The 13,923-nt window shown below is 64.9% G+C and carries 12 protein-coding genes; 4 read left to right on the top strand and 8 right to left on the bottom strand.

Features of this window, described 5'->3' with window-relative positions; all coding sequences use genetic code 11:
• The first annotated feature begins 23 nt into the window (after positions 1–23).
• The 3 genes from GRB96_RS14545 to GRB96_RS14535 are packed head-to-tail and all read left to right on the top strand — an operon-like array spanning position 24 to position 1,883.
• Positions 24–416, top strand: coding sequence for a PA2779 family protein (locus GRB96_RS14545; RefSeq protein ID WP_161433153.1), 393 nt, complete (start codon positions 24–26; stop codon positions 414–416).
• Positions 417–428: 12 nt separating this feature from the next.
• On the top strand, positions 429–1,406 hold the full coding sequence (locus GRB96_RS14540; protein ID WP_161432791.1) for a PA2778 family cysteine peptidase: 978 nt from the start codon (positions 429–431) through the stop codon (positions 1,404–1,406).
• A 39-nt stretch (positions 1,407–1,445) separates the two neighbouring features.
• Complete coding sequence (locus GRB96_RS14535; protein ID WP_161432790.1) at positions 1,446–1,883, top strand: DUF488 domain-containing protein; 438 nt, start codon at positions 1,446–1,448, stop codon at positions 1,881–1,883.
• Positions 1,884–1,955: 72 nt separating this feature from the next.
• Here the strand turns inward: GRB96_RS14535 and nqrM are convergent, their stop codons facing one another.
• The 8 genes from nqrM to GRB96_RS14495 form a co-directional block, all read right to left on the bottom strand.
• Positions 1,956–2,210 (bottom strand): (Na+)-NQR maturation NqrM, encoded by a 255-nt coding sequence (gene nqrM / locus GRB96_RS14530; RefSeq protein ID WP_161432789.1) that lies wholly within the window; start codon positions 2,208–2,210, stop codon positions 1,956–1,958.
• 209 nt (positions 2,211–2,419) lie between these two features.
• Positions 2,420–3,652: an NADH:ubiquinone reductase (Na(+)-transporting) subunit F gene (gene nqrF / locus GRB96_RS14525; protein WP_161432788.1), complete on the bottom strand. Its 1,233-nt coding sequence runs from the start codon at positions 3,650–3,652 to the stop codon at positions 2,420–2,422.
• A gap of 66 nt (positions 3,653–3,718) precedes the next feature.
• Positions 3,719–4,336 carry an NADH:ubiquinone reductase (Na(+)-transporting) subunit E gene (gene nqrE, locus GRB96_RS14520; RefSeq protein ID WP_161432787.1) on the bottom strand — a complete coding sequence of 206 codons (618 nt, stop codon included), beginning with the start codon at positions 4,334–4,336 and terminating at the stop codon, positions 3,719–3,721.
• A gap of 1 nt (position 4,337) precedes the next feature.
• Positions 4,338–5,006, bottom strand: coding sequence for an NADH:ubiquinone reductase (Na(+)-transporting) subunit D (locus GRB96_RS14515; protein ID WP_161432786.1), 669 nt, complete (start codon positions 5,004–5,006; stop codon positions 4,338–4,340).
• A 2-nt stretch (positions 5,007–5,008) separates the two neighbouring features.
• The gene (locus GRB96_RS14510; RefSeq protein ID WP_161432785.1) at positions 5,009–5,827 is read right to left on the bottom strand and encodes a Na(+)-translocating NADH-quinone reductase subunit C; all 819 of its coding nucleotides are present in this window, start codon (positions 5,825–5,827) and stop codon (positions 5,009–5,011) included.
• Complete coding sequence (locus GRB96_RS14505; protein ID WP_161432784.1) at positions 5,827–7,053, bottom strand: NADH:ubiquinone reductase (Na(+)-transporting) subunit B; 1,227 nt, start codon at positions 7,051–7,053, stop codon at positions 5,827–5,829. The genes GRB96_RS14510 and GRB96_RS14505 overlap by 1 nt, the downstream gene beginning before the upstream one ends.
• The gene (locus GRB96_RS14500) at positions 7,053–8,402 is read right to left on the bottom strand and encodes a Na(+)-translocating NADH-quinone reductase subunit A (RefSeq protein WP_161432783.1); all 1,350 of its coding nucleotides are present in this window, start codon (positions 8,400–8,402) and stop codon (positions 7,053–7,055) included. The genes GRB96_RS14505 and GRB96_RS14500 overlap by 1 nt, the downstream gene beginning before the upstream one ends.
• Positions 8,403–8,708: 306 nt before the next feature.
• Complete coding sequence (locus GRB96_RS14495) at positions 8,709–10,172, bottom strand: glyceraldehyde-3-phosphate dehydrogenase (RefSeq protein ID WP_161432782.1); 1,464 nt, start codon at positions 10,170–10,172, stop codon at positions 8,709–8,711.
• A 210-nt stretch (positions 10,173–10,382) separates the two neighbouring features.
• Here GRB96_RS14495 and mfd point away from each other — a divergent pair, with 210 nt between their 5' ends.
• Entirely contained in the window at positions 10,383–13,832 is a 3,450-nt protein-coding gene (mfd, locus tag GRB96_RS14490) for a transcription-repair coupling factor (protein ID WP_161432781.1), read from the top strand.
• Positions 13,833–13,923: the final 91 nt, after the last annotated feature.

The following is a 13,923-nucleotide window of genomic DNA, read 5'->3' as shown; positions in this document are numbered from 1 at the left end:
GAAGAAGAAGGAACACCGACATGATGAAGAAGATCTGCCGTTTCCTCAGCCCGCTGCTGATCGCCGCCCTGGTGCTGGGCAGCCTGCCGGTCGCCGCCGCCCCCGCACCCGCCGGCGGCATGATCACCACCCAGGACGCCCTCTCCGCCGAGCGCGCCCAGTCCGATCGCGAGCGGATTCACGCCGTACTCGCACGGGATGACGTTCGCGACCAGCTGGTCGCCCAGGGTGTGGACCCCGCCGAAGTCGAGGCCCGTGTCGCCGCCCTCTCCGACGCCGAAGCCGCCCAGATGGCCGAGCGTCTCGACCAGATGCCCGCCGGTGCCAGCGTGGTCGGCGCACTGTTCGCCGTCTTCGTGATCCTGCTGGTGACCGATATCCTCGGCCTGACCAACGTCTTCCCCTTCACTCGCTGAATGGGTGCCAGCATGATCGACTGCCTTGAACGGCAGCCGACCAGCGACAGGAACGCCCGCCCAGCGGGCGTTCTTGCGTTGGTGCTGATGCTGCTGATGCTGCTGATGCTCGCCGGCTGTGCCTCGGCACCCCGCCTCGATGACACCACCCGAGCGGCCGTGGCACCCCGGGTGCTGCTCGATGATGTCCCCTTCCATGGCCAGCGCGACTACCAGTGCGGGCCGGCCTCCCTTGCCATGGCGCTGCAGCACGACGGTGTCGAGACCGACGTCGACAGCCTGATTCCCCAGGTCTTCACCCCCGGTCGCGAAGGCAGCGTACAGCCCGAGATGCTGGCCACGGTGCGCCGTCAAGGGCGGATCCCCTTCGTGATCGAAGGCCGCCTCGATGCCCTGTTGACCGAGATCGATGCCGGCCACCCGGTGGTGGTGATGCAGAACCTGTCACTGCCCGCCTGGCCCGTGTGGCACTATGCCGTGGCCATCGGCTACGACCTGGAGGCCCGGGAGATGATCCTGCATAGCGGCATGGAGGCCCAGCGGGTGGAGTCCTTCCGCCCCTTCGACGCCACCTGGGCGCGCAGCGACCGCTGGGCCTTCGTGGCGCTGTCACCGGGGGAACTACCGGCCACCATCTCCCCCCAGGCCGCCCTGCAGGCCATCGGCGACTTCGAGGGAGTCCGCGGGGCCGAGGCGGCGCTGCCCGCCTGGGAGGCACTCTCAAGCCGTTTCCCCGACCACGCCATGGCACACTTCGCACTGGGTAACGCGCGCCACACCGCCGCGGATCTCGAGGGCGCCATTAGCGCCTTCCGGGATGCGGTAGCGGCGGATGCCAGCCTCGCCCCGGCCTGGCTCAACCTGGGTCTCGCCCTCGAATCGGCGGAACACAGAGCCGAGGCCCTGGAGGCTCTCGAGCGCGCCGCGGCGCTGCCCGGGCGCTGGCAGGAACGCAGCCGCGAGGCGCTGGAGCGGGTTCGTAAGGAGTGAGGGGTGAGAAGTGAGGGGTGAGGAAGCGAGGAGGAGTGCATGAGCTATCACATCGAGATCAAGGGCATCGCCCAGCCCGCCGAGCCCCATGATGGTGCACGGGTGTTGGTGGATCGACTCTGGCCCCGAGGGCGTTCCCGGGAAGCGCTTTCGCTTGACGACTGGTATCGCGATGCCTCACCTAGCCCGGCGCTGCGGCGCCAGTACCAGCAGGCAGAGATTAGCCCGACCGTGTTCGCTGTCCGCTATCGCGGCGAACTACGCGACCACCCCGAGCGTCTGCTCCCGCTGATGCGCCAGGTCCGTCAGCGTGGGGGACTTACGCTGCTGACCGCCGAGCGCGATCTCGATGCCTCGCCCCTGCCGATACTTAAGGAGTGGCTGCTCTTCGCCCTGCGCGAGGAGGATGCGGCGGATACGGAACCCGCCTCACCGCCCTGCTTCGCTCACGAGCTGCGGGACGATCGCAACCCGTAGCCTTCAGACGAGAAGGCCCCCGGTGGCTTTCGCAACCGGGGGCCAAGCAACTGGGCAAGACGGCCTACATGATCAGCGACGGCTGGCGTCATACCCCAGGTCGGCGCCGCGGCTCTCGTCGCTGCGGCGACGGGCACTGCCGGCCTTGCGATTCTCCTCCTCGCACACCTCGTCCTTGCCGCCACAGATCTCGCAGCCATCCTTGAGGCCGAGCTGGTTGAGGCCGCCGCAGGAGCCGGCGATGGGCTTGCGACCCATGATCACGCCGACGGCCATGGCGGCCATGATCAGCAGCATGAAGGCGAAGGCGATAAGCCAGATAGTCATCAGGATCTCTCCTTGGGTGGGTGCCCCGGATGTGCGGGGCGAATTCCCGGATTCGTCTCTTTCTATGCCCTAGAGCCAATTAACTTTACTAGGGACAATGTATGGCGCCGCGCGTTCCGGGAGGTGGCCGAGCGATACGACCGATATGCCCCATACAGCGGGGGCCGGCCTCTTGGCCGGCCCCCGTTGCCGCCTGACGGCGAGTGGGATCATCCGCCGAAGTCGTCCAGTAGGATGTTCTCGGGCTCCACCCCGAGATCGAGCAGCAGCTTGATCACGGAGGCGTTCATCATGGGCGGCCCGCACATGTAGTACTCGCAGTCCTCGGGGGCCGGGTGGTCCTTGAGGTAGTTCTCGTAGAGGACGTTGTGGATGAAGCCAGTGGGGCCTTCCCAGTTGTCCTCGGGCTGCGGGTCGGACAGCGCCAGGTGCCACTCGAAGTTGTCGTGCTCCTCGGCCAGCTTGTCATACTCCTCGTTGTAGAAGGTCTCGCGCCAGGAGCGCGCACCGTACCAGAAGGAGATCTTGCGTTTGGAGTTGAGGCGCTTGAGCTGGTCGAAGATGTGGCTGCGCATCGGCGCCATGCCGGCACCACCACCGACGAAGACCATCTCGGCATCGGTGTCCTTGGCGAAGAATTCGCCGAAGGGCCCCATCACGGTGACCTTGTCACCCGGCTTCAGACTGAAGACGTAGGTGGACATCAGGCCCGGGGGGTGATCGGTGTTGGGCGGCGGAGTGGCGATACGGATGTTGAACTTGAGGATGCCCTTCTCTTCCGGGTAGTTCGCCATGGAGTAGGCGCGGATGACCTCCTCGTTGTTCTTGTGGGAGATGTTGAACAGGCCGAACTTCTCCCAATCGCCCCGGTACTCCTCCTCGATGTCGAAATCCTTGAAGGCGATGTCGTAGGGCGGCGCCACCAGCTGCACATAACCACCGGCGCGGAAGGCGACTTCCTCACCCTCGGGCAGCTTGAGGTTGAGCTCCTTGATGAAGGTGGCGACGTTGGGGTTCTCGATGACCTCGCATTCCCACTTCTTGACGCCGAAGACCTCCTCGGGGACCTCGATCTTCATGTCCTGCTTCACCGGCACCTGGCAGGAGAGACGCCAGCCCTCCTTCTTCTCGCGCATGGTGAAGTGGGACTCCTCGGTGGGCAGGATGGCACCGCCGCCCTCCTCCACACGACACTTGCACTGCGCACAGGAGCCACCGCCGCCGCAGGCGGAGGAGAGAAAGATGCCGTTGGCGGCCAGGGTGTTGAGCAGCTTGCCCCCGGCCTGGGTGGTGATGGTGTTTTCGGGATCACCGTTGACCTCGATCTGCACGTCACCGGTGCTGACCAGCCTGCTGCGGGCGGCCAGGATGATCAGCACCAGGCCGATCACGACCACGGTGAACATGACCACACCGAGCAAGATAAGTGATGTATCAACCATGTCGGTTTCCTATTGCTTGCGTTGCCTGGCACCCGGCGCCGCGGCGCCGGGCAAGGACGACCTGCTTCAGAGCTGGATGCCGGAGAAGGACATGAAGCCCAGCGACATCAGGCCCACCGTGATGAAGGTGATGCCCAGGCCCTGCAGGGAGCCGGGAACGTCGCTGTACTTGAGCTTCTCGCGGATACCGGCCAGGGCGGTGATGGCCAGTGCCCAGCCAACGCCGGAGCCGAAACCATAAACCACCGATTCGCCGAAGTTGTAGTTACGCTCGACCATGAACAGCACGCCACCCAGGATGGCGCAGTTCACGGTGATCAGCGGCAGGAACACGCCCAGGGCGTTGTAGAGCGCCGGCACGTACTTGTCGAGGAACATCTCCAGGATCTGCACCAGGGCGGCGATGACGCCGATGTAGCTGAGCAGGCCCAGGAAGGAGAGGTCGATATTCTCGGCACCGCTGATACCAGTCCAGGAGAGCGCCCCCTCCGCCAGCAGGAAGCTGTAGACGAGGTTGTTGACCGGCACGGAGATGGAGAGCACCACGATGACCGCGATGCCCAGGCCGAAGGCCGCGGAGACCTTCTTGGACACGGCGATGAAGGTACACATGCCGAGGAAGAATGCCAGGGCCAGGTTCTCGACGAAGACCGAGGCAACGAAAAGGCTAATATAGTGTTCCATGTTACACGGCCTCCTTCGGTTCGGAATTGGCCTTTATCTTGAATTCGTTCTCCTCGACCTGCTCCGGGTTGAGGCTGCGCAGCACCCAGATGATCAGGCCGATGATGAAGAACGCCGAGGGCGGCAGCAGCAGCAGGCCGTTGGGCACGTACCAACCACCGTTCTGGACGGTCTCCAGCACGGTGAAGCCGAACACGCTGCCGGAGCCGAACAGTTCCCGGAAGAAGCCCACGGTCATCAGGATAAAGCCGTAGCCCAGGCCGTTGCCGATGCCGTCCAGGAAGGAGAGCTTCGGGCTGTTCTGCATGGCGAAGCCTTCGGCACGCCCCATCACGATACAGTTGGTGATGATCAGGCCGACGAATACCGAGAGCTGCTTGGACATCTCGTAGGCATAGGCCTTGAGGATCTGGTCCACCACGATGACCAGCGAGGCGATGATGGTCATCTGCACGATGATACGGATGGAAGACGGAATATGGTGACGGATCAGCGACACGAACAGGTTCGAGAAGGCCGTCACGAAGATCACCGCGAGGGACATGACCAGCGACACGCTCATGCTGGTCGTCACCGCCAGGGCCGAGCAGATGCCCAGCACCTGCAGCGCGATGGGGTTGTTCTTGAACAGCGGCGTCGTCAGGACGCCTTTCGGAGTTGCATCCGCCATGATCAGGCTCCTTCCGCTTCGAGTTCGACGTCGGCACCCTGGGCCTCGTCCTGGCTCACGCCGGTGCGGAACTTGGCCAGGTAGTCACCGAAGCCTTCCGGGCTCAGCCAGAACTGCAGCATGTTGGTGACGCCATTGCTGGTCAGGGTCGCGCCGGAGAGGGCATCCACCTCGTTTTCGCCGCTGGCGCCGCCCTTGGTCAGGTGGATCGCCGGAGCGAGTGCATCCTCGCTGCCGAAGATCTCCTTGCCAGCCCACTGTGCCTGCCAGCGCGGGTTGTTGACCTCGCCACCCAGCCCGGGGGTCTCGGCGTGCTCGTAGTAGGTGATGCCGACGATGGTATTGCCGTCACCCTCCACCGCGAGGAAGCCACGCATCAGGCCCCACAGGCCCTGGCCACGAATCGGCAGGATGATCTGCTCGGGATCATCCGGATCGCCCACCAGGTAGACGGTGGAGTAGGTCTCGACACGGGTCAGCCCGGCCGGGTCCTGCTCGCCCGAGAGGGTCCGGGAAGCGGCCGGGTCACGGCGCGCCTCAAAGGCGTTATAGGTGGCCGGGTCATGCTCTTCCGAGTATTCGCCGGTCTCCAGGTTGACCACCCGCGGGGTGATGCTGGACTCGAAGGTCTCGTTCACGTCCATGCCGGACTCATAGAGGTCGGCGACGTTGAGGATGTTGGTCTTGCGATCCAGCTCCTGGTTGAACTGCTGCTTCGAGCGCAGTGCCACCGCGGCGGTAGAGACGATGACCGAACACACGATGCAGAGTGCGAACGCCACCGTCAGGATCTTCTTGATGGAGTTGTTGCTCTGTGCCATCAGGCTGTCTCCTCGGCCGGCACACCGGTGCGCTTGAGTCGGCGCTTGATGTTGGCCTGAACAAAGATATGGTCGATGAGCGGCGCGAACAGGTTGGCGAAGAGGATCGCCAGCATGATGCCCTCGGGGAAGGCGGGGTTCACGACGCGGATCAGCACGGTCATGACACCGATCAGGGCGCCGAAGATCAGCCGGCCCTGGTTGGTCATGGAGGCGGAGACCGGATCGGTGGCCATGAACACCATGCCGAAGGCGAAGCCGCCCAGCACCAGATGCCAGTACCAGGACATGGCGAACATCGGGTTGCTGTCGGAGCCGATCAGGTTGAACAACGCGCTGGTGGCCACCATGCCGAGGAAGACACCGAGCATGATTCGCCAGGAGGCGATGCCGGTCCACAGCAGCACCGCGGCGCCGATCAGTATCGCCAGGGTCGATGTCTCGCCCACGGAGCCCGGGATGAAGCCGAGGAAGGCATCCCACCAGCTGAACTGCTCGGTCAGGGCGGCCATACCGTCCTGGAAGGCGATGGAGAGCGCGGTGGCACCCGTGAAGCCGTCGGCCGCCACCCATACCGCGTCACCCGAGATCTGTGCCGGGTAGGCGAAGTAGAGGAAGGCACGGCCGGTCAGGGCCGGGTTGAGGAAGTTCTTGCCGGTACCACCGAAGATCTCCTTGCCGATCACCACACCGAAGGTAATGCCCAGTGCCACCTGCCACAGCGGGATGGTCGCAGGCAGGATCAGCGCGTAGAGGACCGAGGTAACGAAGAAGCCCTCGTTGACCTCATGGCCACGCTTGATGGCGAACAGCACTTCCCAGAAGCCACCGACCACGAAGGTCACCAGGTAGATGGGCAGGAAGTAGGTGGCGCCGAGCACGAAGTTGGCCCAGAGGCTGTCCGGGTTGTGGCCGGAAGCCAGCAGCATCATGATCGCTTCGCGCCAGCCGGCCATGGAGCCGTACCCCTCGGCGATAGCCGCGTTGGCCTGCCAGCCGGCATTCCACATGCCGAAGAACATCGCCGGGAAGGTGCACAGCCAGACGGTGATCATGATGCGCTTGAGGTCGACGCCGTCACGCACGTGGGCGGTAGTCTTGGCGACATCCGGGGGCGCATAGAAGATCGTGTCCACCGCTTCATAGAGCGGGTAGAACTTCTCGTACTTGCCGCCCTTGTGGAAGTGCGGCTCGAGATTGTCGAGTGTCTGTCGAATACCCATCATCAGGCCTCTTTCTCGATCGTGGTGAGGTTGTCACGCAGGATGGGACCGTACTCGTACTTGCCGGGGCACACGTAGGTGCACAGCGCGAGGTCCTCCTCGTCCAGCTCCAGACACCCGAGCTGCATGGCGGTCTCGATATCACCGACGATCAGCGAGCGCAGCAGCTGTGTGGGCAGGATGTCCAGGGGCATCACCTGCTCGTAGGCACCCACCGGCACCATGGCGCGCTCGGAGCCGTTGGTCGAGGTGGTTGGGGCGTAGTCCTTGAGGCCGGTCAGCCTGGAGAGATAGATGCCAAGCACCGAGTGGCGGTTCTTGCCCGCGGAGAGCCAGCCCATGAAGGCACGCTTGTTGCCCTCCTCGAGCAGGCTGACCTGATTATGGAAGCGGCCCAGGTAGCGCAGGCTGCCCTCGCAGGTAAAGCCGGAAAAGACCGAGCCGGAGATCACGCGGGTATCATCGGGCTCGACCACCTCACCGGCGAGCAGCTCCTCGGTGCTGGCACCCAGCCGGGTACGCAGCAGGCGCGGCTTCTCGGCGCGGGGCCCACCCACGGCCAGCACCCGGCTGACGTCCAGCCGACCTTCGGCGAACAGCTTGCCGAAGGCAATGACGTCCTGGTAGCCGATGTGCCAGACGCGCTTGTGCAAGGCGACGGGCGAGAGGTGATGGATATGAGTACCCACCAGGCCTGCCGGGTGCGGTCCGGCGAAGGTCTGGGCCTGCACGCCGTCGATGTTGCCGCCGGGAATGCTGCTGTCGGGACCGCTGCAAAGGTAGACCTTGCCCTCGGTGAGACGGGTCAGCACCTTGAGACCATCCTCGAAGGCCTGGGTCTGCTCGTTGATCACCTTGGCGGGATCAGCGGCCAGCGGGTGGGTATCGATGGCAGTGACGAAGATATCGGCAGGCACGCTGTCGATGGCCGGGGTGCGCGAATAGGGACGGGTACGCAGGGCGGTCCACAGGCCCGATTCGACCAACTGGTCGACCACCACCTGGCGCTCGAGTCCGGCCAGCTTGTCGCGGCCGTGGGCGGTAAACTCGACGGCTTCCTCGGTTTCGGCGACCTGGATCACCACCGAGAGAAGACGACGCTTCTCCCCGCGGTTGATCGCCACCACCTCGCCGGCGGCCGGCGCCGTGAAGCGCACGCCATCGATCTTCTTGTCGGTGAAGAGCAGTTGGCCAAGCTTGACGGTATCTCCCTCCTTGACCTCCATGGTCGGCTTCATGCCGACGTAGTCGGTGCCCAGGACCGCCACGTGGCGCACCGGCCGCGCATCCTCGATACGCTGCTCGGGCACTCCCGTGATGGGGAGATCCAGGCCTTTCTTGACTTCGATCATAGTCTCGCCCAGTTGATGGATCGGAAAAAAAGGAAAGGGCCACGAGGCACGCCCGGCCCACCCCGAAAAATCCACCGTATTATAAAGAGAAGGCAAGGGGATGACCACCTGAGCGAAGGTCGCAAGAGGTGACCTGTAGCAAGGGTAAGATTGTCGCAGGGGGGGCTTCAAAGCTGCAAGCTGCAAGCTGCAAGCTGCAAGCTGCAAGCTGCAAGCTGCAAGCTGCAAGTCAGTATGACGCATAAAAGAAAGGAGCAAGCCCAAGGGGTTTCCTTGTGGCTTGCTCCTTGAGGCTGGCCGCAGGCCTTAAGCGCTGGCGCGCGGCAGCTTGAGGAAGCTGACGTTGGACATGTGCTGCAGGATGCGGATCACCTGGCAGCTGTAGCCGAACTCGTTGTCGTACCAGACGTAGAGCACGGCATTCTTGCCGTTGGCGATGGTTGCCTTGGCATCGACGATGCCGGCATGGCGGTTACCCACGAAGTCGGTGGAGACCACCTCCGGGGAGTCGACATAGTCGATCTGCTTCTGGAACGGGGAGTCCAGCGACATGTGACGCAGGAAGTCATTCAACGCCGCGGCGTCGGTCTCCTTCTCCAGGCGCAGGTTGAGGATCGCCATGGAGACATTGGGCGTCGGTACGCGGATGGCGTTGCCGGTCAGCTTGCCGGCAAACTCCGGCAGCGCCTTGGCGACGGCCTTGGCGGCACCGGTCTCGGTCAACACCATGTTGAGCGGGGCGCTGCGTCCGCGACGATCGCCCTTGTGGTAGTTGTCGATCAGGTTCTGGTCGTTGGTGTAGCTGTGCACCGTCTCGACGTGGCCATGCTCGACGCCGAACTCGTCGTTGAGCACCTTGAGTACCGGGACGATGGCATTGGTGGTGCAGGAGGCCGCGGAGATGATGCGGTCATCATCGCTCAGGTCATCATGGTTGATGCCGTAGACGATGTTCTTGATATCTCCCTTGCCCGGTGCGGTAAGCAGCGCCTTGGCCACCCCCTTGCACTGCAGGTGCTGGCCGAGGCCGGCCTCGTCGCGCCAGATGCCAGTGTTGTCGACCACCACGGCGTTGTTGATGCCATAGGTGGTGTAGTCGACTTCAGCCGGGGAGTCGGCGTAGATCACCTGGATGACGTTACCGTTGGCGGTGATGGTGCGCGCCTCGGCATCGACGCTGATGGTGCCGTCGAAGGGGCCGTGCACGGAGTCGCGGCGCAAGAGGCTTGCCCGCTTCTCGAGATCCTTGGCGATATCACCGCGGCCGCGCACCACGATGGCGCGCAGGCGCAGCAGGTTGCCGCCACCGGCCTTCTCCACCAGCACCCGGGCAAGGATGCGACCGATGCGGCCGAAGCCGTAGAGGACCACGTCCTTGGGCTCGCCGTTACTGCCATCGGGGTCGTGAGCGTCGACGATCTCGGCGAGCTCCTCGCGCAGGAAGGCCAGCGCATCGCCGCCACCGCGCTTCTTGAAGGCTACGCCCAGCTTGCCCACATCGACGTGGGCCGGCCCCAGGTTGAGCTCGGTCATCGCCTTGACCAGCGGATAGGTATCCTGCACGGAGAGTTCGGTTCCCTCTACCTTCCGCACGAAGCGATGGTCCTTCAGGATGCGGATCACGCTGCGATTGAACAGCGAGCGCCCGTAGAGGGTGGTGACCACGTTGTTGTGACGGTAGAGGCTACCGATCATCGGGATCATCTGCTCGGCAAGCGCCTGGTTGTCGTGCCATTCCTGGAAGACGGTATCGGAGGGTTGCTGACTCACGTGAGGCCTCACTGGTGGGATCAAAGGGTTCCCGGTCATTATCCCGGGGCCGGGGTGCGGCGGCAATCGCTGGTTGGTCGCACCCGCTGTAGGTGGATTACAGGAACGGGCGTTTGACTACAAGAATCCGACGGGCTGGTATGATGGTCCACCGCGAGGAGCCACACAGGATCCGTCGGGCCGCGCCCGTCGACAGCCCAATACGAGACCATGCCGACATTCTCTCCGCTCGACCCACCGCGCCCGCAGGGGCTGCGCGAGACGCTCTACTGGCAGATGCCCCAGGGCAGCGCTGCGTCGCTGGCCCTGGCGCACCTGGCCAGCGATGCCCCGCTGCTGGTGATCACCGCCGATACTGCCCAGGCCCTGCGCCTGGAAAACGAGCTGCGCTTCTTCAGCCGGGTACCGGTGCTGCCCTTCCCCGACTGGGAGACCCTGCCCTACGACAGCTTCTCCCCCCATCAGGACATCGTCTCCGCCCGGCTGCGCACCCTGCGCCGACTGCAGGACGGCGAGCACGGCATCGTGCTGGTGCCGATCAACACCCTGATGCAGCGCCTGGCACCGGTCGAGTACATCGCCGGTCGGGTGCTCACCCTGGAGGTGGGCCAGACACTGGACCGCGAAGGCTTTCGCGACGCCCTCTCCCGCGCCGGCTACCGGGCCGTGGAGACGGTCTACGAGCCCGGCGAATACGCCCTGCGCGGCGCCCTTATCGATCTCTTCCCGATGGGCGTGGAGGCGCCGCTGCGCATCGACCTGTTCGATGACGAGATCGACACCCTGCGCACCTTCGACCCCGACACCCAGCGAAGTGCCGAGAAGGTCGAGCGGATCGAGCTGTTGCCGGCCCACGAGTATTCCCTGTCACGGAGCGCCATCGCCTGCTTCCGCGAAGGCTTCGAGACGCTGTTCGATGTCGACCCCCGCCAGTGCCCGCTCTATGTGGACGCCCTCAAGGGCATCCCCTCCCCCGGCCTCGAGCAGTACCTGCCGCTGTTCTTCGAGGAGACGGCCACCCTCTTCGAGCATCTCGCCGAAGGCACCCGGGTGGCGCTGCTGCCGGGGTGCCTGGCCGCAGCCGAACATCACTGGGCGTCCATCGAGAGCCGCTTTGACAACCTGGGGGTCGACCCCACCCGGCCGCTGCTGCCACCCCATCGTGCCTTCGTGCCGGTGGCCGAACTGTTCGCGGCAATCAAGCGCCACCCACGGATCGAACTGACCGACGCAAGCGAGCATCGTCACGCCCTGGTACCAGCCACACAGTCGCCACCCGACGTGGGCATCAACGCCCGGGCCAAGGAACCGTTGGCCCCCCTGTCACACTTCCTGGCGACTCGGGGTGACACCCGGGTGCTGTTCGTTGCCGAGTCCCGCGGGCGGCGCGAGGCACTGGAGGAGGCCCTGGCGCCGCTGCGCCTGGCGCTGCCCCATGTCGAGGACTTTGCCGACTTCCTCGTCACCGAGCACCCCATCGCCATCACCGAGGGCGAGCTCGAGGCGGGATTGTGGCTGAGCGATCCCGGGCTGGCGGTGATCAGCGAGTCCGAGCTCTACGGAGAGATAGTGCGCCAGAGCCGGCGCCGCGAGAAGGCCACCGATGCCGACGAGCTGGCCGTCCGTCACCTCTCCGAGCTGCGCCCCGGCGCCCCGGTGGTCCACCAGGTCCACGGCGTGGGCCGCTATCGGGGGCTGGAGACCCTGGAAGCCGGCGGCCAGGCCGCGGAATTCGTCACCCTCGAGTATGCCGACGGCGCCCGGCTCTATGTGCCGGTAGAAAGCCTGCACCTGATCTCACGCTATGCCGGCGCCGACGATGAGCTCGCCCCCCTGCATCGACTGGGCTCCGAGCAGTGGCAGAAAGCCAGGAAGAAGGCCGCCGAGAAGATCCGCGACTCCGCCGCCGAGTTGCTCGACATCTACGCCCGCCGTGAGGCCCGCGAGGGGTTCGCCTGTGCGCCGCCGGACGCCGAATACTCGCGCTTCGCCGCCGCCTTCCCCTTCGAGGAGACCCCCGACCAGCGCGCCGCCATCGAGTCAGTGATCGGCGACATGAGCGCTCCGCGCCCCATGGACCGGGTGGTGTGCGGCGACGTGGGCTTCGGCAAGACCGAGGTAGCCATGCGCGCCGCCTTCCTGGCGGTCCACTCCGGCCGCCAGGTGGTGGTACTGGTGCCCACCACCCTGCTGGCCCGTCAGCACTTCGAGAACTTCCGTGACCGCTTCGCCGATACCGCGGTCAATATCGAGCTGATCTCACGCTTCACAGCAGGCAAGGGTCAGGCCGCCTCCCTCAAGCGGATCGAGGAGGGCCAGGCAGATATCGTCATTGGCACCCACAAGCTACTGTCGAAGTCCATGCAGCTGCCGAAGATGGGCCTGCTGATCATCGACGAGGAGCATCGCTTCGGGGTGGCCCAGAAGGAGCGGCTGAAGAGCCTGCGCGCCGAGGTCGATATCCTCACCATGACCGCCACGCCGATTCCCCGCACGCTGAACATGGCGATGAGTGGCATCCGCGACCTCTCGATCATCGCCACCCCGCCGGCGCGCCGGCTGTCGGTGAAGACGTTCGTGCAGCGCCGCGAGGAGGCAGTGCTCAAGGAGGCGATCCTGCGCGAGATCCTGCGTGGCGGGCAGGTCTACTTCCTGCACAACGAGGTCAAGACCATCGAGACCGCCGCCGAGACGGTGCGCGAACTGGTGCCCGAGGCACGCGTCGGGGTCGCGCATGGTCAGCTGCCCGAACGTGCCCTGGAGCGGGTGATGTCAGACTTCTACCACAAGCGCTTCAACGTACTGGTGTGCTCGACCATCATCGAGACCGGTATCGACGTGCCCAGCGCCAACACCATCCTCATCGAGCGTGCCGACAAGTTCGGCCTGGCCCAGCTGCATCAGCTGCGCGGCCGAGTCGGGCGCAGCCACCACCAGGCCTATGCCTACCTGCTCACCCCGCCGCCGAAGGCAATGACTCGTGACGCGATCAAGCGCCTGGAGGCGATCGGCGCCGCCGAGGACCTCGGCGCCGGCTTCACCCTGGCCAGCCATGACATGGAGATCCGCGGTGCCGGCGAGCTGCTCGGTGACGAACAGAGCGGGCAGATCGAGGCGATCGGTTATGGCCTCTACATGGAGATGCTGGATCGCGCCGTGGCGGCCATCCGCGCCGGCAAGACGCCCAATATCGAGGCGCCGCTGGATGAAGGCGTGGAGATCAGCCTCAACCTTCCGGCCCTGATTCCGGACGACTATCTCCACGATGTCCAGCAGCGCCTGGTGATGTACAAGCGCATCAGCAGCGCCGCCGACGAGGCCGAGCTCAAGGAGCTGCAGGTGGAGATGATCGACCGCTTCGGGCTGCTGCCGGGTCCGGTGAAGACCCTGCTGCGCCAGACCCGACTGCGCCAGCGTGCCGAGCGCCTTGGCATCACCCGCCTCGAAGCGGGCCCCGAGCGTGGCCGCGTCATCTTCGGTGCCCATACCAGTGTCGATCCATTGACCCTGGTGGAGCTGATACAGCGCGAGCCGGGACGTTATCGCCTGGATGGCGCCGACACCCTGCGCTTCGAGGCCACCATGGACAACGAGGAGGCGCGCTTCCAGGCCGTCGAGCAGCTGCTCGAGACACTGAACCGCAAGGCACAAGCCGCCTGAAGCGGCCAAGCTGCAAGCTGCAAGCTGCAAGCTGCAAGCTGCAAGCTGCAAGCTGCAAGCTGCAAGCTGCAAGCTGCAAGCTGCAAGCTGC

This window comes from Halomonas alimentaria (assembly GCF_009902005.1).
Classification (GTDB): Bacteria; Pseudomonadota; Gammaproteobacteria; order Pseudomonadales; family Halomonadaceae; genus Halomonas; species Halomonas alimentaria.
Note: the sequence above shows the minus strand (reverse complement) of the source record. Positions and strands in the feature narration are given on the sequence as shown.

What these genes read in the sequence shown, in the direction of transcription:
- GRB96_RS14545 (WP_161433153.1), top strand. Translation starts at nt 24, where the DNA reads ATGAAGAAGATCTGCCGTTTCCTCAGCCCGCTGCTGATCGCCGCCCTG.
- GRB96_RS14540 (WP_161432791.1), top strand. Translation starts at nt 429, where the DNA reads ATGATCGACTGCCTTGAACGGCAGCCGACCAGCGACAGGAACGCCCGC.
- GRB96_RS14535 (WP_161432790.1), top strand. Translation starts at nt 1,446, where the DNA reads ATGAGCTATCACATCGAGATCAAGGGCATCGCCCAGCCCGCCGAGCCC.
- nqrM (WP_161432789.1), bottom strand. Translation starts at nt 2,210, where the DNA reads ATGACTATCTGGCTTATCGCCTTCGCCTTCATGCTGCTGATCATGGCC.
- nqrF (WP_161432788.1), bottom strand. Translation starts at nt 3,652, where the DNA reads ATGGTTGATACATCACTTATCTTGCTCGGTGTGGTCATGTTCACCGTG.
- nqrE (WP_161432787.1), bottom strand. Translation starts at nt 4,336, where the DNA reads ATGGAACACTATATTAGCCTTTTCGTTGCCTCGGTCTTCGTCGAGAAC.
- GRB96_RS14515 (WP_161432786.1), bottom strand. Translation starts at nt 5,006, where the DNA reads ATGGCGGATGCAACTCCGAAAGGCGTCCTGACGACGCCGCTGTTCAAG.
- GRB96_RS14510 (WP_161432785.1), bottom strand. Translation starts at nt 5,827, where the DNA reads ATGGCACAGAGCAACAACTCCATCAAGAAGATCCTGACGGTGGCGTTC.
- GRB96_RS14505 (WP_161432784.1), bottom strand. Translation starts at nt 7,053, where the DNA reads ATGATGGGTATTCGACAGACACTCGACAATCTCGAGCCGCACTTCCAC.
- GRB96_RS14500 (WP_161432783.1), bottom strand. Translation starts at nt 8,402, where the DNA reads ATGATCGAAGTCAAGAAAGGCCTGGATCTCCCCATCACGGGAGTGCCC.
- mfd (WP_161432781.1), top strand. Translation starts at nt 10,383, where the DNA reads ATGCCGACATTCTCTCCGCTCGACCCACCGCGCCCGCAGGGGCTGCGC.